Source organism: Bacillus sp. FJAT-27001 (assembly GCF_019039175.1).
Classification (GTDB): domain Bacteria; phylum Bacillota; class Bacilli; order Bacillales; family Bacillaceae; genus Bacillus; species Bacillus velezensis.
On record NZ_JAHOAA010000001.1, the window covers coordinates 1,025,340 to 1,047,536 of the forward strand.

Annotated in this window: 23 protein-coding genes; 12 read left to right on the plus strand and 11 right to left on the minus strand. The window is 47.6% G+C overall.

Annotation, left to right across the window (positions count from 1 at the left end; genetic code table 11):
- Nucleotides 1-14: 14 nt before the first annotated feature.
- Entirely contained in the window at nt 15-1,274 is a 1,260-nt protein-coding gene (locus BGM27_RS04405; protein WP_007409230.1) for an ABC transporter permease, read from the minus strand.
- The gene (locus tag BGM27_RS04410) at nt 1,267-2,163 is read right to left on the minus strand and encodes an ABC transporter ATP-binding protein (RefSeq protein ID WP_007409231.1); all 897 of its coding nucleotides are present in this window, start codon (nt 2,161-2,163) and stop codon (nt 1,267-1,269) included. The genes BGM27_RS04405 and BGM27_RS04410 overlap by 8 nt, the downstream gene beginning before the upstream one ends.
- Nucleotides 2,164-2,268: 105 nt before the next feature.
- Here BGM27_RS04410 and BGM27_RS04415 point away from each other — a divergent pair, with 105 nt between their 5' ends.
- A complete protein-coding gene (locus BGM27_RS04415) occupies nt 2,269-2,454 on the plus strand; it encodes a YhzD family protein (protein WP_003155259.1) in 186 nt (61 codons plus the stop codon).
- Nucleotides 2,455-2,478: 24 nt separating this feature from the next.
- Here the strand turns inward: BGM27_RS04415 and BGM27_RS04420 are convergent, their stop codons facing one another.
- Nucleotides 2,479-3,246, minus strand: coding sequence for an enoyl-CoA hydratase (locus BGM27_RS04420; RefSeq protein ID WP_007409232.1), 768 nt, complete (start codon nt 3,244-3,246; stop codon nt 2,479-2,481).
- Between the two features lie 183 nt (nt 3,247-3,429).
- On the opposite strand from BGM27_RS04420, the gene BGM27_RS04425 reads away from it, so the two are divergent.
- From BGM27_RS04425 to BGM27_RS04435, 3 genes are read left to right on the plus strand one after another with little or no spacing between them, the layout of a single operon-like run.
- Nucleotides 3,430-3,783, plus strand: a complete 354-nt coding sequence (locus tag BGM27_RS04425) for a hypothetical protein (RefSeq protein WP_007409233.1) — start codon at nt 3,430-3,432, stop codon at nt 3,781-3,783.
- A gap of 27 nt (nt 3,784-3,810) precedes the next feature.
- Entirely contained in the window at nt 3,811-4,308 is a 498-nt protein-coding gene (locus BGM27_RS04430) for a cation:proton antiporter regulatory subunit (RefSeq protein ID WP_007409234.1), read from the plus strand.
- A gap of 7 nt (nt 4,309-4,315) precedes the next feature.
- Nucleotides 4,316-5,530: a cation:proton antiporter gene (locus BGM27_RS04435; protein ID WP_003155266.1), complete on the plus strand. Its 1,215-nt coding sequence runs from the start codon at nt 4,316-4,318 to the stop codon at nt 5,528-5,530.
- Nucleotides 5,531-5,554: 24 nt separating this feature from the next.
- Here the strand turns inward: BGM27_RS04435 and BGM27_RS04440 are convergent, their stop codons facing one another.
- The 3 genes from BGM27_RS04440 to BGM27_RS04450 all read right to left on the minus strand — a co-directional run bounded on the left by BGM27_RS04440 (nt 5,555) and on the right by BGM27_RS04450 (nt 9,427).
- Nucleotides 5,555-6,844 (minus strand): lysine N(6)-hydroxylase/L-ornithine N(5)-oxygenase family protein, encoded by a 1,290-nt coding sequence (locus tag BGM27_RS04440; protein ID WP_007409235.1) that lies wholly within the window; start codon nt 6,842-6,844, stop codon nt 5,555-5,557.
- 101 nt (nt 6,845-6,945) lie between these two features.
- A complete protein-coding gene (locus BGM27_RS04445; protein WP_007409236.1) occupies nt 6,946-8,448 on the minus strand; it encodes a coproporphyrinogen III oxidase in 1,503 nt (500 codons plus the stop codon).
- A 112-nt stretch (nt 8,449-8,560) separates the two neighbouring features.
- Nucleotides 8,561-9,427, minus strand: coding sequence for a Cof-type HAD-IIB family hydrolase (locus BGM27_RS04450; protein ID WP_007409237.1), 867 nt, complete (start codon nt 9,425-9,427; stop codon nt 8,561-8,563).
- A 383-nt stretch (nt 9,428-9,810) separates the two neighbouring features.
- On the opposite strand from BGM27_RS04450, the gene BGM27_RS04455 reads away from it, so the two are divergent.
- Entirely contained in the window at nt 9,811-10,950 is a 1,140-nt protein-coding gene (locus tag BGM27_RS04455; RefSeq protein WP_007409238.1) for a DNA alkylation repair protein, read from the plus strand.
- Nucleotides 10,951-10,989: 39 nt separating this feature from the next.
- On the opposite strand, the gene BGM27_RS04460 is transcribed toward BGM27_RS04455, so the two are convergent.
- Both BGM27_RS04460 and BGM27_RS04465 read right to left on the minus strand, forming a co-directional pair.
- On the minus strand, nt 10,990-11,340 hold the full coding sequence (locus BGM27_RS04460; protein WP_007409239.1) for a YlbF/YmcA family competence regulator: 351 nt from the start codon (nt 11,338-11,340) through the stop codon (nt 10,990-10,992).
- Between the two features lie 85 nt (nt 11,341-11,425).
- Entirely contained in the window at nt 11,426-12,559 is a 1,134-nt protein-coding gene (locus BGM27_RS04465; RefSeq protein ID WP_007409240.1) for a DUF445 domain-containing protein, read from the minus strand.
- A gap of 237 nt (nt 12,560-12,796) precedes the next feature.
- Here BGM27_RS04465 and BGM27_RS04470 point away from each other — a divergent pair, with 237 nt between their 5' ends.
- The 6 genes from BGM27_RS04470 to BGM27_RS04490 all read left to right on the plus strand — a co-directional run bounded on the left by BGM27_RS04470 (nt 12,797) and on the right by BGM27_RS04490 (nt 16,841).
- On the plus strand, nt 12,797-13,888 hold the full coding sequence (locus tag BGM27_RS04470; protein WP_012117192.1) for a YheC/YheD family endospore coat-associated protein: 1,092 nt from the start codon (nt 12,797-12,799) through the stop codon (nt 13,886-13,888).
- Complete coding sequence (locus BGM27_RS04475) at nt 13,878-15,236, plus strand: YheC/YheD family endospore coat-associated protein (RefSeq protein WP_007409242.1); 1,359 nt, start codon at nt 13,878-13,880, stop codon at nt 15,234-15,236. The genes BGM27_RS04470 and BGM27_RS04475 overlap by 11 nt, the downstream gene beginning before the upstream one ends.
- Before the next feature lie 82 nt (nt 15,237-15,318).
- Nucleotides 15,319-15,534 (plus strand): YheE family protein, encoded by a 216-nt coding sequence (locus tag BGM27_RS04480; protein ID WP_096335138.1) that lies wholly within the window; start codon nt 15,319-15,321, stop codon nt 15,532-15,534.
- Nucleotides 15,535-15,758: 224 nt separating this feature from the next.
- A complete protein-coding gene (locus BGM27_RS04485) occupies nt 15,759-15,965 on the plus strand; it encodes an alpha/beta-type small acid-soluble spore protein (protein WP_007409244.1) in 207 nt (68 codons plus the stop codon).
- A 101-nt stretch (nt 15,966-16,066) separates the two neighbouring features.
- Entirely contained in the window at nt 16,067-16,192 is a 126-nt protein-coding gene (locus BGM27_RS20500) for a hypothetical protein (RefSeq protein WP_007409245.1), read from the plus strand.
- A 28-nt stretch (nt 16,193-16,220) separates the two neighbouring features.
- Entirely contained in the window at nt 16,221-16,841 is a 621-nt protein-coding gene (locus tag BGM27_RS04490) for an NAD(P)-dependent oxidoreductase (protein WP_007409246.1), read from the plus strand.
- 39 nt (nt 16,842-16,880) lie between these two features.
- On the opposite strand, the gene bmrD is transcribed toward BGM27_RS04490, so the two are convergent.
- Nucleotides 16,881-18,902, minus strand: a complete 2,022-nt coding sequence (gene bmrD, locus BGM27_RS04495) for a multidrug resistance ABC transporter ATP-binding protein/permease BmrD (protein ID WP_020953957.1) — start codon at nt 18,900-18,902, stop codon at nt 16,881-16,883.
- Nucleotides 18,899-20,656, minus strand: coding sequence for a multidrug ABC transporter ATP-binding protein BmrC (gene bmrC / locus BGM27_RS04500; RefSeq protein WP_007409248.1), 1,758 nt, complete (start codon nt 20,654-20,656; stop codon nt 18,899-18,901). The genes bmrD and bmrC overlap by 4 nt, the downstream gene beginning before the upstream one ends.
- A gap of 421 nt (nt 20,657-21,077) precedes the next feature.
- Here bmrC and BGM27_RS04505 point away from each other — a divergent pair, with 421 nt between their 5' ends.
- Nucleotides 21,078-21,578, plus strand: a complete 501-nt coding sequence (locus BGM27_RS04505; protein ID WP_007409250.1) for a universal stress protein — start codon at nt 21,078-21,080, stop codon at nt 21,576-21,578.
- A 38-nt stretch (nt 21,579-21,616) separates the two neighbouring features.
- Here the strand turns inward: BGM27_RS04505 and BGM27_RS04510 are convergent, their stop codons facing one another.
- Nucleotides 21,617-22,168, minus strand: coding sequence for a hypothetical protein (locus BGM27_RS04510; RefSeq protein WP_007409251.1), 552 nt, complete (start codon nt 22,166-22,168; stop codon nt 21,617-21,619).
- Nucleotides 22,169-22,197 lie beyond the last annotated feature (29 nt).

Genomic DNA, 22,197 nt, shown 5'->3' on the forward strand with positions numbered 1-22,197 from the left:
CCGGGCTGTTTCACTTATTTTTTGGAGATGCGCAGCGCTTGTTTGATCGCTTTGAATCCGCTGGCGTTTCCGTAAATCAAAACGCCGCCTTTGTAAATTTTCGCGCCGACCGCTGCAAAGATCACGATAGTGAGCAATGTCAGGGCGATTCCGGCCGCAGCCTGCCAAAACGGGATATCGAGCATCCCGACGCGTAGAAACATAATCATCGGCGTGAAAAACGGAATGTAAGATGTAACGGTAATAAAACCGGCGTCAGGATTGCCGATGCCGAACATGGCGATCATAAAACCTGCCACGACTAAAAAAACCATCGGCTGAATCGTCTGCTGTACGTCCTCTATCCGGCTGACAACACTGCCGAGAAACGCGGCAAGCGTCGCGTAAAGAAAATAGCCGAGCAAATAGAAAATGACGGCATAGACTATCGTCGAGACGGGAACATCCTTAAAATTAAGAAATGCACTGATCGGCGACGACGCATCATTTTGAGGGTTCAGCTTCAGTGAGAGATAACCAGCCGCAATCAGCACCGCAAACTGTGTGATCCCCACGAGCGCGATACCGAACAGTTTGGCAAACATCTGCTGAATCGGCGGCATGCTTGAAATTAAAATTTCCATGACGCGGGACGATTTTTCCGTCGCCACTTCCATCGCAATCATGCTTGCGTACATGATAACTGAGAAGTAGATGACAAACAGCATGATGTATACAAGCCCCATTACCTGACCGAGCTCTTCCTCAGATTTCGCCCCTTTTTCCAGCGCGTCTTTGCTGACTTCCGGCGGAGTGTAGAGGCTGCTGACTTTTTCTGCCGAAATGCCGAGCTTGGCGGTTTCAACAGCGGTTTTTGTCTGGGTTAAAGCCTGCTTGAGCAGTTTATACGCTGATTCATCGGAAATGGTCAGCGCCTTGTATGCTCCTGTTATCGTTCCTTTTTGATCTTGTCTGATGATAAACAGTCCGTCCCATTCACCGTCTTTGACACGCTTTACGGCATCTTTTTCGGACTCCTTCGTCTCCATTGCCTGCAGATCATTGTCTGTATCCGCCGCTTTAAGCTGTTTTGCAAACGCCGGGTACAGCCCGCCCGTTTCATCAATCACCGCAATTTGCTGCTTGCCGTCATCCGATTGAAACACGGATATAATCGATTGCAGGTTGGTCACCGCTAATACTAATAAAACGGTAATGGCGGTCGAAATAATGAATGACTTTGTCGTGATTTTGTTTTTATATGTATGGAACAGCATAATCCAAAATTTATTCATAAACGGCCCCCACCTTTTCTATAAAAATATCATGCAGTGACGGCTCTTCCAATTCGAACTTCCGTATAAAACCTTTCCCTTGCAGCGCCCGGAAAATATCCTGAGAAACCGGTTCATTCGCGACCTGCAGTCTGATCCCGTCATTTGTTTCCTTCCATTTCACGACGCCTTCATGCGTTTTTAAAAAGCTGAGGTCATCATCTGAATGAACGGTGACATTTTTTTTGCCGAAAGACCGCTTAATGTCTTTCAGATTGCCTTGAACGACGGGTTTTCCCTTCTGGAGAATGCACAAATTCTCGCAAAGTTCTTCCACATGCTCCATTCGGTGGCTTGAAAAAACGATGGAAACGCCGCTGTTTTTCAAAGAAATGACCGCTTCTTTCAGCAGCTCGACATTCACCGGATCAAGACCGCTGAAAGGTTCATCGAGAATCAGCAGTTCAGGCTTATGCAGGACGGCCGAAATGAACTGGATTTTCTGCTGGTTTCCTTTCGACAGCTCTTCGACTTTCTTATTCTTGTAATCTGTAATGCCGAACCGCTCGAGCCATGTCATGAGCTCTTTTTCCGCCTCTTTTTTGCCCATTCCTTTTAATCTCGCCAAATAGACAAGCTGGTCACTCACCTTCACTTTCGGATACAGCCCCCGCTCTTCCGGGAGATAGCCGATTTTTTCACTGATGGAATAATTGACCGGCTGCCCTTTCCAGGTGATATGCCCGTCAGTCAGGCTTAAAAGACCTAAAATCATCCGAAAGGTCGTCGTTTTTCCCGCGCCGTTTGCGCCGAGCAGCCCGAACATTTCCCTTTCAGGTATTTGCAGGTTCAAATTGTCAACAGCGGTAAAGCTGCCGAATGTTTTCGTTACGTTTTCAATTGTAAGCACGAATCCAACTCCTTCCTTGACCCATTATATACTAATAATGGGTAAAAATTAATGGAGGATTTTAAATTCTTTATCAGAATATCATTCTATAAAGGGGGTGACATGATGGGACAATATGTATTGACCGCATTCCATGCGTCGGGAGAAACGCTGCTGGATGAACGGATCGAAGCGGATAATGAGGCGGAGGCGAAGGCCGCCGGAGAGGCTTTATTGAAGGAAAAAAAGCTTGAGAACAGTACTCATCGCTTGGTAAATGAAGCCGGAAAGCTGATTTTATTCCACAGATAACAGAAGCTTTCCGGCTTCTGTATGTTACCGGTTAAATTGCGGCGTCCGTTTTTCTAAAAAGGCGCGGATGCCCTCTTTATGATCATCCGTTTTTCTCATATTTTCCTGGGCCTTTCGTTCAAGAGACAAAACATCTTTTAACCGGCTGATATGGAGGCTCTGATAAATAGCCTTCGTTTCAATCATCGCTGACAGCGGCGCATGCAGCAATCGGTCGATATACGGTTGCGCCCCCTCCGCAGGGCCGCCGCTGAACAGCCCGTCGGCAAGCTTGAGCCGCACCGCTTTTTCAGCCGGCAATTTTTCACCGCTCCAAATCAGTTTTTTCGCTTCGATCTCACCGACGCGTCTCATTAATAAATAATGGCCTCCTCCATCGGGAACCAATCCGATGCCGATGAAATTCATCGCGAGGCGGGCGTTTTCTTCAGCGAGCACCACATCGGCGCACAGCGCGAAACTCAGCCCGAGCCCCGCCGCAGCTCCGTGGATGGCGGCTATCACAATTTTTTTCATATCATAGAGCGTCAGTGTAATGGATTCGATCATTTTCATGAGCCGTTCATATTCTCCTGAATCATGATCCGACGTCATCATCTGAATATCACCGCCCGCGGAAAATCCCCGGCCTTCCCCCCGTAAAAGCACGATAAGCGCCTCACTGTCGGCTGCCATCACGCATGCGTTTTCCAATTCCCGGAGCATTTGTTCATTCAGCGCGTTGTAACTGTCAGGCCGGTTCAGCACAATCTCTGCGATCTTTCCCTTTTCTTCATAACGAATATACTGCATGTTTACACCCTCCTTGTATCCGCTTACATATTTTGTTCAAATGATATATTCCTTCCGCCGAAGCGAAACTCCTTTATTTTTCAAGGTCAATAGATACCGAAAAATGCATATCATTTGAAACTGAACATACATTTTTATATAGTGAAATTGATATACAAAACAAAAGGGGGAAAAACGCCGATAATGAAATATGTGATACTCAGCTTGTTACTGAGCTTTTTTATGGTGCTGTTCCCCCCTTCGGATGTCGCTCTTCCTTCCCAATTGGTGACAGAAACAGACAGCCATGTACAAATTTCGGTTTACCCGCAGGAAACGGAATCGGCAAAGACGCCGGTTCAAACCAAAACCGCTCCGCAAGGCCTGTCAAAAGGATACGGTGCGTTATCCCGGATGATCTCCCTGTTATCTGTCAAACCTCTTGATCAATTCATTGATTCCACAATGGAAAGGACATGCGCCATTCCGATACAATACCAGTCAAATTACCTCCGGCATCAGACCATTTCTCATTGCCAATCTGTATTTACGATGTAAAAACAGTATATTCCGGAGGGATTTTTTATGAATATTAAAGAAAACGATCTGCCCGGTATCGGGAAAAAATTCGAAATCGAAACGAGAAATCATGAAAAAATGACGATCATCATTCATGATGACGGCAGGCGGGAAATTTACAGATTTGATGACCGCGACCCTGATGAGCTTCTGGCAAGCATTTCACTTGATGATGCGGAAGCAAGACAGATTGCCGCGATTATCGGCGGTATGGTGTATAAACCGCAGGCGCTTGAATCGATTGAAATGGCGTTCAACGATCTGATTATCGAATGGTTTAAAGTTGAAAAAGGGGCAAAAGCGGCAGGGCGGACGCTCGGCGAACTGGATGTGCGGCAGAACTATGACGTGACGGTCATCGCCATCATTAAGCATAACCGGAAAAAGCTTTTAAACCCGGGCGCTGATTCGCTCCTTGAAGCAAACGATACACTCGTCCTCTCAGGTGAAAGAAAGCATCTGAAAAAGCTGATCCAAGACTTCCTCTCCAGAGACGGAGTGTGATCTGTTTATGGACCATCTCGTATTTGAAGTCGGTACGGCGTTAGTTCTTGTAGCCATTGCGAGTGTCATCGCCAATAAAATTAAATTCTCGATCATCCCCTTCCTGATCATTTTAGGAATGCTTGTCGGGCCGCACGCGCCCCAAGCGGGCATCATTGACCTGACGTTTATCGAAAGCCGGGAAGTGATTGAATTTTTTGGACGGATGGGCGTCCTGTTCCTCCTCTTTTACCTCGGGCTTGAATTCTCGGTCGGAAAATTAGTCAAATCCGGACGTTCAATCGCCGCCGGCGGAACGATTTATATTCTGATTAATTTCAGTTTAGGGCTGATCTACGGCTTTATCACGGGCTTTTCCTTTTTGGAAGTGCTTGTATTGGCGGGCGTCATCACGATATCATCAAGCGCCATTGTCGCAAAGGTGCTTGTCGACTTAAAGCGCACGGCCAATCCGGAAACGGAGCTGATTCTCGGCATCATTATGTTTGAGGATATCTTTCTGGCGGTTTACTTATCGGTCGTTTCCGGGCTTGTTCTGGGAGACGCGACGTCTGTCGGAGGCGCGCTGATGTCAATCGTGATCGCTTTCGGATATATGCTGCTGTTTTTCATTGCCGCCCGAAAATTGCCGCCTCTGCTGAACAAGCTGCTTGATATCCGTTCAAACGAGGTATTTGTCATCGTCATTTTCGCCGCGCTCTTTTTCATTGCCGGCTTTTCCGAAACGATTCATGTCGCTGAAGCGATCGGCGCGCTATTGCTCGGACTCGTGTTTTCGGAGACGGCCCATTCTGACAGGATTGAGCATCTTGTCGTGCCGTTCCGTGACTTTTTCGGGGCCATGTTTTTCTTCAGCTTCGGTCTCAGCATTGATCCGTTTTCACTCGGAGATGCGGTATGGCTTGCCCTTGGCGCCGTTCTGCTGACGATTGCCGGAAACTTTATCGCCGGCATGATCGCCGGGCGCCGGGCGGGGCTTTCTCATAAAGCATCGTCTAATATCGGGCTGACCATTGTGTCACGCGGCGAATTCTCCATTATCGTCGCAAATCTCGGCATCGCCGGCGGCCTGTCCGCTTCACTTAAACCTTTCGCCGCCTTATATGTTTTGATACTGGCCATCTTCGGCCCTTTGCTCACGAAAGAATCGAAGCGGATATATCTCCTGTTGAACAGCGTGTTCAAATGGAAGACGCCTGAAAAGAAGCCGCAGAAATCATAAAAAAACTGACCTCTTCATAAGGGGTCAGTTTTTTTGAGCGGGAAGAAATTGCTGAAAAGCCGTTTTTTTATTAATGGAGAAATGCTCTTTTCCCAGAATGGTATTGATGATTTTTTGATTTCTGTAAACAGACAGCTTCAAATTCGTAGCGCCCGTTCCGTGAGCATGATCAAGATTCGTTAATGTGAAAAAATGATGCCGCCTGTCGTCCTTAAAGACAAGACGGGAATCGGCCGTCACTTTAAACCGTTTCTCATCCTCCCATTCGATATCGGGGGCAATTGCCGTAAACCATTCCGGAATATGAGGTTTAAAACCGGTCGCCAATATCACTTTTTCTGAATCGGCCGTAAAGGTTTCATCCATCTGCCATTGATGAAAGCTCAGTACGCAGCGCCCGTTTTGCTTTTCAATTTTTTCAAGCTCCGCCATCGGCTGAATATACACGTCAGGCGAACCTCCGCTGATCGATCTGTGATACAGGGCATCGTAAATGGCGGCAAGTGTGTCAGAATCAATGCCGTGGCGCAGTCCGTCCAGCTCAGGAAGTGTGTTCAGCCGTTCTTTAAAAGGCAGGCGGTTAAAATATTCCACATAATCAGGTGTAAACATTTCCTGCCCGAGCTTGGCGGTTTCTAATTCTCGGAATCCGGCGGAGCGTGTCACCCATTGCAGCCGGCTGCGGCGGTATTTTTCATCGTGCAATAAGTCAGAAAAGATCTCCGCGGCGCTCTGTCCGGAGCCGACCACTGTAATTGATTCGGCGCCGGCGAGCTCGTCTTTCCGAAACAAATATTCCGTGCTGACCATCGTGTCCTGACGCGCTTCGGCAGCAATCTCTGCGGGAATAAGCGGTTCAGACCCCGTCCCCATGACGAAATGCTTCGTTTGATAGACACTGATGCTTCCGTCCTCAATGTTCTTGACGCTGACGTCATAATGTCCGCCGGCATTTTTCACGCCGATTACCTCTGAGCCGAAACGGCATGATTTGATTTCTGAAGCCGCCCAGCTCAAATAGTCGTTAAATTCCCGTCTCGGAATATCAAATTCATTAAACGTATAAAACCGGTACAGCCGGTCATGTTCATGGAGAAAGTTTAAAAACGTGTAGCGGCTTTTCGGATCGGCGAGCGTGACCAGGTCCGCCAGAAACGCCACCTGTAAATCCGTCCCTTTAATTAATAGACCGGGATGCCACGCAAATTCTTTCTTTTTATCGAAAAAAAGAGCGTCTGTTCCGGGTATATCCTCTAACAATGCGGCAAGCCCTAAATTAAACGGCCCGATTCCCGCTCCAATGACATCATACATATTATGCACCTCTTGCGAATAACAGTCTGATGGTCTTTTCCCGTTTTTACAGACGGTTAAACATAAAAAAACGGCACGCTGATTCCGTGCCGTTTTTGATATTATAATGCGGATTTGACGAACATCTCATCTAAGTATTTGATTTTCTCTTCTGTATAATGCTCGAATCGGTCATTATATGATTTCGGATCTTTCGGATTGGCGAAGTGCGTGATTTTTCCGGTTTCCGGATGAATGAATTTGCTTGCCGCGCCGCAGCCGATACCGATAATCGTCTGCACTTCTTCCATAATCATAATGTTGTAGATGCTTTCCTGACCAGGGAAGGAGTATCCGACATTTTCAAGGTTTCCGAGAATGTTTTTCTGCCGGTACAAGTAGTACGGCGTATAGCCGTGCTCTTTTGTCCAGCGGACGGCGTCATCCATCATGCGGGACACTTCCTGTCTGTCGGCAACTTTATACTTATGCTTGTTTCTCGTCATTTCTGACGCCCGTTTAAAAGAAAGCGTATGAACGGTCAAAGATTCAGGCATCAGCTTTTCCGTTTCCTCAAGACTGTGCCTGAACTCAGCCGTCCCTTCTCCCGGCAGGCCGATGATCAGGTCCATGTTGATGTTGTTCATGCCGTGTTTGCGGGAAAGATGGTATTTTTCGATGGTTTCTTCAACTGTATGATGTCTGCCGATGGCCTTAAGCGTTTCGTTTTCATAAGATTGCGGGTTGATGCTGATTCTGTCAATCTTATACTTATTTAAAACGGCCAGCTTTTCCTCCGTAATCGTGTCGGGTCGGCCCGCTTCAACGGTAATCTCCCTGATATTCGCGACATCCGGGAAAGAGCGGACCATTTCTTCATATAAAAGATCCATTTCCTCAGCGGTAATGCTTGTCGGCGTGCCGCCGCCGAAATAAATGGTCGTCACTTTGATATCATGCCGCTTCAGCCATTCTCCGATTTTCTGCATTTCATAGTGAAGCCCCCATAAAAAGGAGCCGACTCTTCCCGCCTGTCCTTGAATGGCATAAGCCGGAAACGTGCAGTAGGCGCATTTCGTCGGGCAGAACGGGATGCCGATATATATGCTGACTTCATCTTTGACCCGGTACAGATCGGGAACCGCAGCGAGCTGACGGTCGACAATCTCCTGCATCAGATTGATTTTTTCATCATGGATCAGATAATCTTTTTTCAGATCGGCGTGCGCCTCTTCTTTTGTCAGGCCGCTCTGCAGCTTTTTATGAAGAAGTTTAGTAGGCCTGATGCCGGTTAAGATTCCCCATTTTTGTGTCATGCCCGTATGCGATTGAAGAAGATTTAAGTAGACGTACGACAGCGTGTTTTTCACCTGTTTAAATACTTCTTTTTCGCTCCATCCGGCAAGAAGCGGTTTCGTATGATGTTCCTTTTCGCCGGTTCCTTTGATTTCTCCAGATACCGACACGCTGTCTGCATCTTGAGAAATGGCAAGTGAGATGACGAGATCAGAGGGTTCCTCCGTTTCGCCGTATGCAAGAACACACTCTTCAAAAAATAAATTCGCGATGTTTTGCAGCGGACGATGCAGCCTGTCATCCGTGATGCCGTCTATTTTTATTTGCAATGTGATCACCTTATTTTTCAGATTCAAAACTTTCTTTAGTGTACAGAAAGAACAGGCTAAAATCAATCCGCGAAAAAGCCGCAGACCGGCGTTTCGCGTCTGCGGCTCTTGATTACGGCCGTTTCATATGGAACTTATCGAGAAAGCCTTTGCGGTGCTGCATACGGAAATATTCCTTAATCATATAGGCGACTCCCTGTTCATCATTTGACCTTGTCACCCAGTCCGCTTTTCTTTTTAATTCATTTGAGGCATTCCCCATCGCGACGCCGAGACCGGCCAGCTCGATCATCGGCAGATCATCTTCCTGATGGCCGATAGCCACAACCTCTTCCATTGAAAGCCCGAGATCAGCGGCGACCATCGAAAGTCCGCTTTCTTTTGAAACCCCTTTAGGCACGATGTTCAGTTTTTCTCCGTTGACGCGGATCACATCGACGGCCGGGAATGCTTTCATTATCGTATCCGTTATATCAGCCTGCAGACCATCTTCGGCATGCACTTCAATGACGGGCGCTGAAACCGGCTCATCAAGGAGCAGGTCACTTAATGATTCGACAAACTGCACCGGATAAAAAATCGGGTCAGACGGATGAATCATCGTTTTCCCGACCAGATTGGAGTTCACTTTCTTCTTGTTTCCGATCGAATATTTTTCGTGAAGAAGCCGGATATTACATGGATAGCTTTCCAGCACCTGAACAATATTAAACGTGTGATCTTCTGATATTTTCTTTTCAAAAAACGGCTCATCTATTTTTTCAGAAATGTATGCGCCGCTGTGGGTAATCAATTTTGCATTCAGCTTTAATATTTTCGCCACTTTTTGAGCAGAGCGAAAATGGCGGTTTGTGACCAGTGTGACGTAAATTCCTTTTTTCTTGACGTATTCGATGGCATCCTTTGTCGTCTGATGAAGTTTGCCGTTGGAGCGAAGAAGCGCTCCGTCTATATTTAACGCCAGCATTTGTTTTGACACAGAGAAGTCCCCCTCCTTGATGACTGTACTTGTCATTAGGATATGACCCTGTCTCTATGTTTAGAACAACCTTTTCTCCGCAGCAAAAAAGCCTGCCTCAAGCAGACTTTGAACTGTCGTTTTGTTGGGATACGATCGATTTGCTGCCTTCTCCCCAATGTGTATTTCTATTTACGAAATATATCAGGAACCCCTTATTTGACCGTTGATGCGCTCGTTTCACTTACTCTCTGTTGCTACCCCTTATCATACCAGGCAGTATAGGCGACCGTATCCTTAGATCATCTGTAAGTGTAGGCGCTTTCAGAGTTATTATCTCAATTATATTGTTAAAAAACAAGGGTTTTTTTAACTAAAAAAATCAGAGGAAATATCTATGCTGAATGTATGATAAAGTTGAAAGAGAACATACATTCCCATATAATAAAAGAAAAAAAGCGGTGACTGTCATGTCTCTATTAAAAGATATTTATAACGAAGAATTTGCAGAAGCACTTCTGAACAGAATCAAATCGGCGTATCCGGCTTTTGAGCGGGACAAGTGCCGGGCGCTGATGTTTCAGGAAGATTGGCCCGGACTGACGTTAAAACAGCGAATGCGCCGGATCACAGACTCTTTATATGAAACACTGCCGAAGGATTACATACGGGCGCTTGACGTCTTATATGAGACAGCTCCCCACTTCTCAGGGCTCGCCGGGATTATTTTTCCCGATTATGTCCAACAGTACGGAACGGATCACTGGGACGAATCAATGAAGGCGCTTCAGTATTTCACTCGTTTTTCCACTTCCGAATTTGCGGTCCGCCCGTATATCAGGCTTGACCGGGTGCGGATGTTCAAAGAGTTCCTTTCCTGGACGGAGCATCCGGACGAACATGTCAGAAGGCTTGCCAGCGAAGGCTCAAGACCGCGCCTGCCATGGGGAATCTCCATTCCGGCTCTTCTTGAAGATCCTTCTCCGATTCTCCCTGTTCTGGACCGCTTGATGCAGGATGACTCGTTATATGTCAGAAAAAGCGTGGCGAATAACCTGAATGACATCTCCAAAACACATCCGGATCTTCTGGCACAGATCGCAGCCGAGCGGTTCGGAAGCTGTCCGCACACGGACTGGATTTTGAAGCACGCCTGCAGGACACTGTTAAAAAGAGGAGACAAACAGGCGCTTGCGGTTTTCGGGTTTGAAGACGCCTCCCGGATTTCATTGGAACGTTTTACACTGAATCCGGAAACGGCCGCCATCGGAACAAGCATACATTTTTCTTTTCAGATCCGCTCATCCGCCCGGCAAAAAGTCAGGGTTGAATACGCAATTGATTTTGTAAAGAAAAGGGGGCACCGCAGCCGCAAGGTGTTTAAGATGTCGGAGTCCGCCATGGATAACGGAGACGTAAAAGCCTTCAGCAAACATCATTCCCTTAAAGATTTAACCACCCGCAAGCATTATCGGGGAATTCACACTCTGTCTGTCATCATTAACGGAACGGTAAAAGGTTCGCTTGATTTTTCTGTTGAATAAAAAAAGCCCCTCCATTTCATAGATGGAGGGGTGTGGAGCTTATTGCGGGCTGCCGTAAAGCTCTTCAAGAGGTTTCATAATGATTTTGTTTAACTCGCCGATCAGCATGCTCATGCGCTGTTCCGCTTCCATCAGCTGAGAAATCAATTCATGCTGCTGTACGAGAGCCACCGTTTTTTGTGCCTGCTCTACCTCTTCCTGAGTGATTTCTTCACCTGACATCTGTTTCTGCTGCAGCTGCAGCTGTACATTGCGGAAGTTATCAAACATGCGTTTTGCGGATTCATCTGCGTTTACTTGATCATAAAGCCCTCTCAGACGGCTGTATTCATCACTGTTTCGCAAAGCTTTTTCAAGATCATATGCTGCATCATAAAAATGAACTGCCATAGTAACCGCTCCTTTCTTCCTTTCGGACATACCACTCCACTATAACAGACTGCGGAGCGACTTTCATCATCGGCGTATGTTTTCCTTAGAAAAGAATGACAAACAAAGCCTGAATTGCTCCGATTATCCCGCCGAGCAGACCGCCTAAATACGTTATCATCTTAAATTCTCTCTTGGAAATCGACAGCACCATTTCCTCCAGCCGTTCAACGGGAAACTGATCAACCTGCTCTTTGACCACTTCCTCAAGACGCAGCCGTTTCAGCACATCCTTCAAATGAGCGGCAATACTGCCGAGTGCCGCATCAAGCAGCTTCGGCGCGTACGTTCCCGTAATCTCCCCTTCATAACGGGAAATGATGTCACCGAGCCGGCATTCGAAAAAGGGCGCGGTTTGAAGTGCGGCCAAAGCCCGCTTTTTCATGCTGAACAGCAGATCTTTCGCATTCCACTTTTCATCGGCCTCATAAAGTGTATAAGATTTGAGCTTGCCCCATTCTTGAGAAAGCAGATCAGCCAGAAGCTTTTTCGTTTCCTCATTGCGCAAAAACTTTAACAGCTCAGGCAGCACACGGTCTGCCAAGCTTGAATTGCCGAGGAACATCTGCACCATGCTGCCGAGCATCCCCCGGGAATTCAAAAAGTCGTCAATCATATTTCCGAGCCTGTCTTTCCCTTCTTCGCTCTCAAAATAATCAATGCTCCGCTTCAGAATATAATCTGCGGCCAACGGGACTTTTTCATCCAGCTTTTCCTGAAGCTCATCAGGAAGCCAGTCTTTTATGGCGCGGTGCTCATATTTCCGGTACAGTTCCGAAAGCTTTTCATCGGTAAAACGGTCAATCCAGGCATCCGTCTTTTCCTGCGGATTCCGGATGCCCGCGGCGGCCAAAGCTTCGTGCACCGTCATCTCGGAAGCGGCCATTTTTTGCGTGAATTGTTCGGCGAAAAGAAGCGCCTGGTTTTTAACGGTATCTGATAAAAGCCGCTTTTTTATTCCTTCCGGGGTTAAAAGGTGGTTCGTCACCATGAGCCCCATTTGTTTTGCCAATTCATCCCGCCTTTTCGGGATCAGCCCCGGCGTAAACGGAACCCGTTTTCCGAACAGGTAATACGGCCGGTACGGACGAAATAACATCTGAATGGCAAGATGATTCGTCACCGCGCCGATCGCGGCTCCGATCACAATCATAAATAGAAACGTTCCTGCTATGCCCATTCCTTTTCTTCTGCCTCCATCTTATGTTCTATTTTCTTGATGATATATCTATTCGTATTATAGAGGCTGGCGGGCATGCGGGCAAATGAAGAACCTGAATTGTTGTTTGTGAGGAATAAGGCAAGATGCTGTTTCGTACTCTTTACAGTAGATCATCTTTTATGATGCGCTTAGCATATTTATTGGATGGAAGGGCCGTTCCATCAGCGGCTTTTTGAATAAAGGGGGAGTAATAATATGACAACACTCGGTTTTATGTCTGTATCCCGCCGGCACGAAGAAGATTACGCCGGGGAATTGGCTGAAAGAGCGCCTCAATATAATGTGCGCTTAGCCCGCTTTACACCGTTTGATATATTTCCGGATTCTTTGCGCGTGAAAGCGCTCGTCTATCACCCGCAAAGCGGAAAGTGGAACGAAACGGAAATCGATATTCCCGAATATATTTACGACCGCTGTTTTTACGGAAAATCCGCTGAAGCGCAAAAAGCCAAACCGATCGTCGAATGGCTGAAAAAATATCGGAAAACGGAATTTATCGGCCGGGGGCTTCCTGATAAATGGACGGTCACGGATGCGCTCCAAAAGCATCATCTGATCAGTCCCTATATTCCCGAAACGGCCGAAGTCAGCCGCTATGAACAGGTGCAATCATACTTAGCCAAGGAAAAAGCATGTATACTTAAGCCCGCTTTCGGCGCGGGAGGCAGAGGCATCATCCTGCTTGAAACAGGCAAAAAATCAATTACGGCCACTTACTATATCGGAAAAAACAAACAAACAAAATCATTTTCCAATCACGTGTCTTTTAAGTCTTGGTGCAAAAAAGTGCTGCAGCACCGCTATTTGCTTCAATCCTACTTAAATATCCAGGATAAAGAGCGGCATCCGTGCGACATCCGCATTTTCATGCGCAAAACTGAGTCAGGCGTTTGGGAAACGGTCGGAAAAGCGGTCAGAAGGGGTTATCAGAACGGTCTTTTATCTCATTTGCCCGGAGGATCCGAACCGATTAAGTTTGACACATGGTTTGAGGAAATTCCGAGAAAGCAGCAGGCCGTTTTATTGGATGATGTCTTTTCGATCACCCAATCCGTCCCTTATTTCCTTGATGAACGGTTCGGGCCGCTGTTTGAGCTGGGGCTCGATATTTGTTATGCCAAAGACGGACGCATCTGGCTTTTGGATGTCAACTCAAAGCCGGGACGGAAAGCTATTTTAAGCGTGGCTCCGGAGGCGAAAGAGGATTTGTATACGAGTCCGCTGAGACGCTTCCGCGAACTTCAGTCACAGGAAAGCCGGAAAGGAGTATTACCGCGTGAATCATAAAGGGATGATTGTCGGCATCGATAAAAAAAGCAAAAATACGCTGTTTCTCCCCTCCTCCATGAAACGGGAAGGGCTTTTATCCGCTGCCTTCGGGACCAAAGTTGTCAAATGCCGTGTAGCCTTTTCTCAATCACTTGAAAAAAGCGCGCTCCTTTCTGAAGATTTGTTTGAGGAGCTGTTGATACCGCATAAAAGCCGGGCTGACTTTCTCATACACGGCCAGACGGTGCACATCGGACCGCTGATCGGCGTTTTCACAGCCGGGTTCACATCATCGCCGTCCCGCCCGTTAAGAGACCGTACAGCCTTCTTTTCCAAGATGCTCTCTCTTCATGAACAGGCGAACGGATATTGTTTCGTTTTCGGGGCCCATCAGATCAACTGGGAGGAAGGCACCGTCCAAGCGCTGATTTATAAAGAAAACAGCTGGAAACGGACGGCCGTCCCGCTTCCGAATGTCGTATATGACAGGCTCCCGAGCCGAAAAACGGAAGAAGTTCCGCTTTTACAGCAGACAAAACAAAGGCTGATGAATGACTATCAGATTCCGTGGTTTAATCCGCAATTCTTTAATAAATGGGACATTCATAAGCTTCTGGAAAAAAACAGTCTCACCGCTTCACTTCTGCCAAAATCTGTCCTGCACCCGAATGCGGAAGCGTTAGAAACATTATGCAGCACGTTTGGCACCGTCTATATCAAACCTGCAGACGGCGCACTCGGAACGGGGATTTACAAGGTGGAAAAAACAGATGCCGGCTTATCTGTCAAACACACGAATGAGGAAAAAACGGTGGTGACGGCAGAGTATTCAGATGCGGCATCCTTCATGACATCATTTAAAGAAAACAATGACCCGTCCGCATTTTTGATTCAGCAAGGCATTGACCTGATCCGGCTGGATGGGCGCCCCGTCGATTTCAGGGTGCACACGAATAAAAACGCCGAGGGGAAATGGACAGTGACGGCCATTGCGGCAAAAATTTCCGGTGAAAACAGCATCACGACGCATCTCGCAACCGGCGGAGAAGTCAGGACGTTAGCTGAATTATACGGCGATCCGCGCGAGAGAGTCGGCATGATGCGGAAACTTTCAAAAGCCGCCTTGGCGGTCAGCCGCGTGTTAAATGAGCACATTGAAGGTTTTATCGGCGAAATCGGTTTTGACCTCGGCGTCGATCATTCAGGGAAAGTTTGGATGTTTGAAGCCAATTCCCGCCCCGGGCGCAGCATTTTTTCCCATCCGAAGCTGAGATCGGTCGATTACCTGACAAAACGGAGAAATTTTGAATACGCGTCGTATTTATCAGAACGGTCCATCACCGCCCCGGAAAAACTTTGGCGGTGAGGCTGTCTTTTTTTAGGTTTACCCGGGACAGGCATTGAACGATGAGCTACAATGAACAAGATCAACATTTCCCATAAGGAGCGTGAACGCCATGATTTCGCACTTCAGCTGGAAACCGTTATTTAAAAAAGAGAAACTGCCCGGATGGCAGATTTCATTTTACTGGCAGGGTACGCATTACGAAGGGATTTACCACAAGTCCGGAGACATTGAATGGGGACACACACATCCGGGAAAAGAAGAGCCGGCTCTCGTAAAAGAGCTGCATGAATTAATGCTTTATCACATATATGACTGAAAGCTAAAAGCTCAGCCGCACCAGGCTGGGCTTTTCTTTTTCCTTCCGCTATTTACCACACCGTTTTCCGAATGAGATGCCGTTTGATTCACCATAATACGTAGTACAAAGCGGCAAACAGCATTGGGTGAAGCCGAGCTGGCAATGGTTTTCATTCCGAAAACCATCGGCTGGTGCAATTCCAGCAAACCCAACCATACTACTTTATAAAGGAGATCATACAAATGGCAAACAACAACTCTTCAAACAACCTAGTAGTACCCGGCGCTGCTCAAGCAATCGACCAAATGAAATACGAAATTGCTTCTGAGTTCGGCGTAAACCTTGGCGGAGAAACAACTTCTCGCGCAAACGGTTCTGTCGGAGGAGAAATCACGAAACGTTTAGTATCTTTCGCACAGCAGAACATGGGCGGCCAAGGCGTACAATAACTCAATAAATGGCTTACAGAAGGCGCGGGATACCGCGTCTTCTTTTATGCCGTCACCCTTTTTTCCTATTCCACATACCCTAGGAAAAAAGGAGGGAAAACATGTCATTCATTGCCTCAGTCAATTGGGAGCTGATTCAGTTCGTAAGTGTCTCTTTGGTCAATGAATATGTTGCCCACCATTTCCCGTTTATTCACAGGTATTCTTTTCCCCGCTGCTTTGAATGATATAATGAGCGGCGAGGAGGTTTTTTACATGAACATCGCTTTACTCGGAGCAACGGGAAGAGTCGGACAGGCTTTTATAAAAGAAGCGCAGAAACATGGACACATGGAGATATTCGCTCTTGTCAGATCAGCCGGAACAGTCCTTCCCATTCCTGAAAAACAAATCATAACAGGGAATGCGAGGCGGCGGGAAGATGTAAGCCGATTGATTTCCAAAGCGGACACAGTCGTGAGCTGTCTCGGCACGGACGGTGACGATACCCTTTCAGCCGCTATGACCCATATAATAGACAGCATGAAACGGCATCATGTTCAGCGTCTGATTACGATCGGCACGGCGGGTATCCTTCAATCACGGCTTATGCCTGATCAATACCGTTTTGAATCGGCAGAATCAAAACGAAAATCAACAAGAGCCGCAAAGGAACACGCCCGCGTATACGAAATGCTGCTGGCAGACGATCTTGACTGGACGATCATTTGTCCCACCTACCTTCCTGACGGAGATGCTGCCGGAGTTTACCGGTTCGAACAGGATCGCCTTCCTGAAGACGGCGCTGAAATCACCGTCGGAGACACGGCGCACTTTCTGTACCGTGAGCTGATCAGCCCGCAGTTTGTCAGAAAACGGGTGGGACTGGCTTACTGAATGAAAAAAAGGGCGAATCTTTAGATTCACCCTTTCCGATTACACCGCGGACTTCGCCGTTCCTTTCTGCAATTCATACATTTGGTGGTACTGCCCCTTTTGCGCCATTAATTCGTCATGGCTTCCCTTTTCAATAATGCGGCCCTTTTCCAGCACGAGAATCTGGTCTGCGTGTCTGATCGTGGAAAGCCGATGGGCGATAATAAATGTCGTGCGCCCTTCTTGAACGACTTGCAGCGCTTTTTGAATGACTGCTTCTGTTTCGGTGTCAATGTGCGCCGTCGCCTCATCCAAAATTAATATGGCCGGATCGAACACAAGCGCTCTTGCAAAAGAAATCAGCTGACGCTGGCCTGAGGACAGTGTGCCGCCTTTTTCGGTAACGGGCTCTCTGATGCCCTTCGGCAGGGATTGCAGAAGACTTGCGGCGCCGACTTGGCGAAGCGCTTCTTCCGCCTGCTCCAAAGAAATACGCTGATCATCGAGTGTCACATTGGAGCCGATCGTGCCCGAGAAAAGATACGGGTCTTGCAGCACAATGCCCATATGCGACCTCAGCTCCTGCCTCGACATGCCGTATATGCTTTTATTATCCAGCAGGATACCTCCTTTTTGGGCATCATAAAAACGGAACAGAAGATTCAGGATGGAGCTTTTGCCGGACCCTGTATGGCCGACGAGGGCGACCGTCTCCCCTTTTTCAGCTGTAAAGCTGATGTGTTTCAGCACCTCTTCTCCCTTTCGATATCCAAAAGAAACATCGCGGAATTCCACAGTTCCTTCAGCCTTTCTGTCTACGGGAGCGCCTTCTTCTTCTGTTTCCTCCTCCTGTAAAAGCTCGAATACTCTGGCGGCAGAGACACGGGCCAATTCAAGCTTCGAAAATTGGTTGACAATCCCCGTAACCGGCTGGAACAAACGGTTTAAATAATCAACAAACGCGTATAAAACGCCGATCGAAACAATTCCGGCCACACTCAGACTCGCGCCTCCGAAATACCATATCAGCCCGACAAACGCCAGATTGCGCAACACATTGACAAGACTGTGGGACATGAGGGAATTTAAGGACAGCATTTTGTTTTTGTAGCGAAAATGAGCTTCATTCAATTCTTCAAATTCCTTCATCGTTTCCTTTTCGCGGCGGAACGCCTGAATAATCGGCATTCCTTGAATGGATTCGTTCATTTTCGCATTGATGTTACTGTTAATGGAACGGATTTTTTGGTTGAAGACGGATGCGTATTTGCGGTACACAACCGACCAGATCATTAAAATCGGAATAATCAGCAGGCAAACGGCGGCCAGCCTGACGTCAAGCATAAACAGCGCCGTAAAAATGCCGAGCATATAAACGCCGCTTGTGATAAATGTCGACAGCACCGTTACATATAAATCCCTGACCGCTTCTGTGTCATTCGTAATGCGGGCCACGACTTTTCCGGCAGGCAGATTATCAAAGTAGCGGATCGGCATTTTCTGAATGTGTGAAAATACATCCTGCCTCATGCGCTGTATGATCCGGTTCGCTCCCATCTGCAGCAGATAATGCTGGCCGTAATGAAAACATACGGAAAACATGAGCAGTCCCGCGTAAATGGCGGTCAGCGTCAGCAATCCTTTTATTTCGGGACGGTAAAATTGAAAAATCTCCTGTCTTGATAACGTAATGGCGGGATATGACCTGCTTTCTTTACCGTTTGATATTGTCAGCCGGCCGTCAGACACCGAACGGTTTCCGTCAAAACTGACGGGACGGTCAACAAAATAGTAGCCCGCACCGACTTGATAAATGTGCGCCTCTCCGGTTTTGTCCGCCCCCGGTTTGAGCCGGTCTTCTCTGACATAATCATGCCCCCGGAACCTGACGGCGCCCGGATCGTCCGCAGAGGCTTTAACCCATGTTTTTTCAATGCCGAGAATGTGGTCGTCAATCATTTTTTTTCCGATAAACGGGCCGGTCAGCTCAGTGCCGACCGCAATAATGAGCAGGACGACCGCCCATATCAGCAGCTTCTTATATTGAAGCGCGTAATTCCATAATCTTCTCCCGGTCTTCATGCGCCCGTCCCCCCTTCTTCAAGAGAGGACAGCTGCTGCCTCTCATATTGTTTACGATACCAGCCGTTCTGCGCCAATAGCTCCCGGTGCGTGCCTCTTTCAGACACCCGGCCTTCATCCATGACGAGAATGAGATCTGCGTGTTCAACTGCCGAGAGCCGGTGGGTGGTGATAATCGTTGTTTTATGCCGCCGTTTTTTACGGATGCTGTCAATGATGGCGGCTTCCGTTTTCGCGTCTACGGCAGAAAGCGAATCATCTAATATGAGAATGTCAGGATCGGTCAAAAGCGCTCTCGCAATTGAGATGCGCTGCTTTTGTCCGCCAGAGAGCGCTACGCCCTTCTCGCCGACAAGCGTTTCAAGCCCGTCGGAAAGCATGCCGATATCGTTTTCAAAATGCGCATCTTTCAGCGCGCTGCCGATTTCCTCTTCGTTTGCATCCTGCCGTCCGTAAAGCAGATTCTCTTTTACAGTCTTCGAAAATAAAATATGATCCTGCGGCACATAGCCGATCCACCCGCGGAGCTCCTCAAGCGGAATCTCCTGAATCGGAACGCCTGTAAACGTGATTGCTCCCGCACCGGGCGGATATTCACGCAACAGTTGCTTAATGATCGTCGTCTTTCCGCTTCCCGTCTTCCCGACGATGCCGAGTGTCTGCCCTTTTTCTACGGAAAAAGATACATCAGAAACCGCCGGTCCCGCTCCGCTCGGATACGTGAAAGTCACTTGTTCAAAAACAAGACGCCCGGGCTCCTTGATGCCGGCGGGGTGCTTGGGTCCTGTCACGTCAGGCTCATAGGAAAGCGTCTCATTGACACGATCCAAGGAGGCATTTCCGCGCTGCATGATATTGATTAATTCTCCGATCGCAAACATCGGCCAGATCATCATTCCGAGATACACGTTAAACGATACCAGCTCTCCCAGCGTCAGCCGGTTTTGAAAAACGAGATAAGCGCCGTAGCCGAGACCGATGAGATAGCTGAGGCCGACGAGAAGTTTCACAGTCGGTTCAAAAAGTGAATCGATAAACGCCACCTTCATGTTTTTCTCATATACATCCGCCGTCATATCACCGAACCGGCTGACATCATTTTTTTCCTGCACGAAAGCCCGGATGACCCGGACGCCGGATACCGACTCCAGCACCTTGTCATTTAATGATCCGAAAGCATCCTGCGCTTCCGTAAACCGCTCATGGATCTTTTTTCCGTACAGGCTGACCGCAGCCGCCATTATCGGCAGCGGAATAATCGCGGCAAATGTCAGCTTCCAGCTGATGAGAAGCCCCATTGTCAAAAATATCGTCAGCATATACATCGTCGAATCAACGAGCGTTAAGACCCCGAAGCCCGTCGTCATACTGACGGCCTGCAAGTCATTTGTCCCCCGCGCCATTAAATCGCCCGTTCTGTATTTCTCGTAAAACGGCGGTGACATTTGAAGAAGCCTTCCCATCAGCTTTGAACGGAGAATCTTCTCCATGACATTCGCCCCGCCGAAAAGCTGATACATCCAAAAATAAGACAGTAAATAGACGGCTGCCGTTAATGCGAGAAAAACACATATGTAAAACAGCATCCCGCTTTTTGTAAACACGCCCGCCTTCATATCGTCTATCGCGTTACCGAGAAGTTTAGGCGGAAACATTTCAATGACATTCACAATCAATAACAGAACAATCGCTGTCGTATAGCGCAGCCAATAGGCTTTAAAAAACCACGCGAGCTTTTTTAATACAGTAAACAAATACCGTCATCCCCTTTCATCAATCAGCCGCCCTCAAGCTTTTCCGGATTGTTTTTCATTGTTTTCGCTAATACCGCCACATGCATCACACCTGTCTTTCTTTCATTTTTTTGTATAAAAAAAGACATGAAGCCTCAGCTCCATGCCTCTTATTATTATAAATAAGGTACAGACCCGCCGTTTATGCGCGACTGCCCCGTTTTTAAGCGAATGTTCAGAAAACGGACGCTGTATGGGAGTCACGCCGGTATTCAGCTGAAGATGAGTTGACAAGCTTTAGTTTTGACATGATCCATACCTCCTTTTTCCCTATATTGTTCCTTCATCATATAAACAAATCCTTTTTTTGTCAATGCAGGTTTTACATTTCTGCCATTCGGGTATTGTAAAACAAACCTTTTTTACTGAAAGGATGAGGCCGATGTTTCACGCGGACCGGTTGATAGCAGCTTTTGACGGAAGTGATGATAGTAAAAAAGCGCTTCAAAAAGCCATAGACCTTTCAAAAACATTTCACGCGGATTTAACGGTCGTACATTCCCACAATGCAAAAGATACCCGGACGATTGTTGATCCCCCGAGGCCGGGAGCCGGGGCAACGTATATCGGCGGCGGGATTGCAAGCGTTCCTGACCCGCTCCAGGCGGAAAGAATCTCCCCTGATCCGATGATTTATGAAGACCGTACGGAAGAAATCGTTGCGGAAGCGAGAATGCTGATGAACGACAGCCAGATTGACGGGGATATCGACATTTTAGAAGGTGATCCCGCTGATGCCATTATCGAGCATGCCGACCGTATATCGGCGGATTTGATCGTCATGGGGAGCCGGGACCAGAACAGGCTGAAAAAACTTTTATTCGGAAGCGTCAGTGAAAAACTGTCATCGAAATCCGATATTCCCGTGCTGATCGTAAAATAATTCTTTCTGTAAAGCAGCTTAATCAAAAGCTGCTTTTTTTACAGCTCCCGGCTGTTTCTTCTTTTTTTCGGCATCACAAAAAAACTCGCCATGATCAAAAAATCGATGCACAATACGACAGACCAGCCCTTTAACAGCTTGCTGAGCGCTTCGGTGCGGGAAGCGTCCTGAATGAGAAATACCGTTCCGGCTAAAAGAACGCCGCCGATGACAAATGCTAATACATGTCTTCCCCATCCTTTTGCATAATGTTTGGCATAATCCAGCCCGTACCGCTTGACCGGTTTTGCCCCTTCCTTGACCACATAATAGCGGAACCGCTCATCCGCCCATTGAATCATGCTTTTCCCGAAGGCGACAGACACTCCGATATAAATGGCCGCCACCGCATGCGCCATAGTCGCCGCCGCCCCTCTGTATAAATCAGCTGCGGCCGCCAGAAACAGTACGGCATCCAATAAAGGAATGAGAGCGAAAAAAAACATTCCGAGCTTTTGCCGCCTGAATATATAGCGCGCCGCCAATCCGAAGATGACAGCCGCCCAAAAAGCAGCCTCACAAATGACAATCAACCAAGCAATCGCGTTCAATCCGGTTCCCCCTTATCGTTTTCTAAAAT

Bases quoted from the DNA above. Each gene is read 5' to 3' on its own strand.
- BGM27_RS04455 (WP_007409238.1), top strand. From the start codon at position 9,811: ATGTATGATAAAGTTGAAAGAGAACATACATTCCCATATAATAAAAGA.
- BGM27_RS04435 (WP_003155266.1), top strand. From the start codon at position 4,316: ATGGACCATCTCGTATTTGAAGTCGGTACGGCGTTAGTTCTTGTAGCC.
- BGM27_RS04505 (WP_007409250.1), top strand. From the start codon at position 21,078: ATGTTTCACGCGGACCGGTTGATAGCAGCTTTTGACGGAAGTGATGAT.
- BGM27_RS04415 (WP_003155259.1), top strand. From the start codon at position 2,269: ATGGGACAATATGTATTGACCGCATTCCATGCGTCGGGAGAAACGCTG.
- BGM27_RS04430 (WP_007409234.1), top strand. From the start codon at position 3,811: ATGAATATTAAAGAAAACGATCTGCCCGGTATCGGGAAAAAATTCGAA.
- BGM27_RS04470 (WP_012117192.1), top strand. From the start codon at position 12,797: ATGACAACACTCGGTTTTATGTCTGTATCCCGCCGGCACGAAGAAGAT.
- BGM27_RS04405 (WP_007409230.1), bottom strand. From the start codon at position 1,274: ATGAATAAATTTTGGATTATGCTGTTCCATACATATAAAAACAAAATC.
- BGM27_RS04425 (WP_007409233.1), top strand. From the start codon at position 3,430: ATGAAATATGTGATACTCAGCTTGTTACTGAGCTTTTTTATGGTGCTG.
- BGM27_RS04465 (WP_007409240.1), bottom strand. From the start codon at position 12,559: ATGGGCATAGCAGGAACGTTTCTATTTATGATTGTGATCGGAGCCGCG.
- BGM27_RS04490 (WP_007409246.1), top strand. From the start codon at position 16,221: ATGAACATCGCTTTACTCGGAGCAACGGGAAGAGTCGGACAGGCTTTT.
- BGM27_RS04485 (WP_007409244.1), top strand. From the start codon at position 15,759: ATGGCAAACAACAACTCTTCAAACAACCTAGTAGTACCCGGCGCTGCT.
- bmrD (WP_020953957.1), bottom strand. From the start codon at position 18,902: ATGAAGACCGGGAGAAGATTATGGAATTACGCGCTTCAATATAAGAAG.
- BGM27_RS04440 (WP_007409235.1), bottom strand. From the start codon at position 6,844: ATGTATGATGTCATTGGAGCGGGAATCGGGCCGTTTAATTTAGGGCTT.
- BGM27_RS20500 (WP_007409245.1), top strand. From the start codon at position 16,067: ATGTCATTCATTGCCTCAGTCAATTGGGAGCTGATTCAGTTCGTAAGT.
- BGM27_RS04420 (WP_007409232.1), bottom strand. From the start codon at position 3,246: ATGCAGTATATTCGTTATGAAGAAAAGGGAAAGATCGCAGAGATTGTG.
- BGM27_RS04460 (WP_007409239.1), bottom strand. From the start codon at position 11,340: ATGGCAGTTCATTTTTATGATGCAGCATATGATCTTGAAAAAGCTTTG.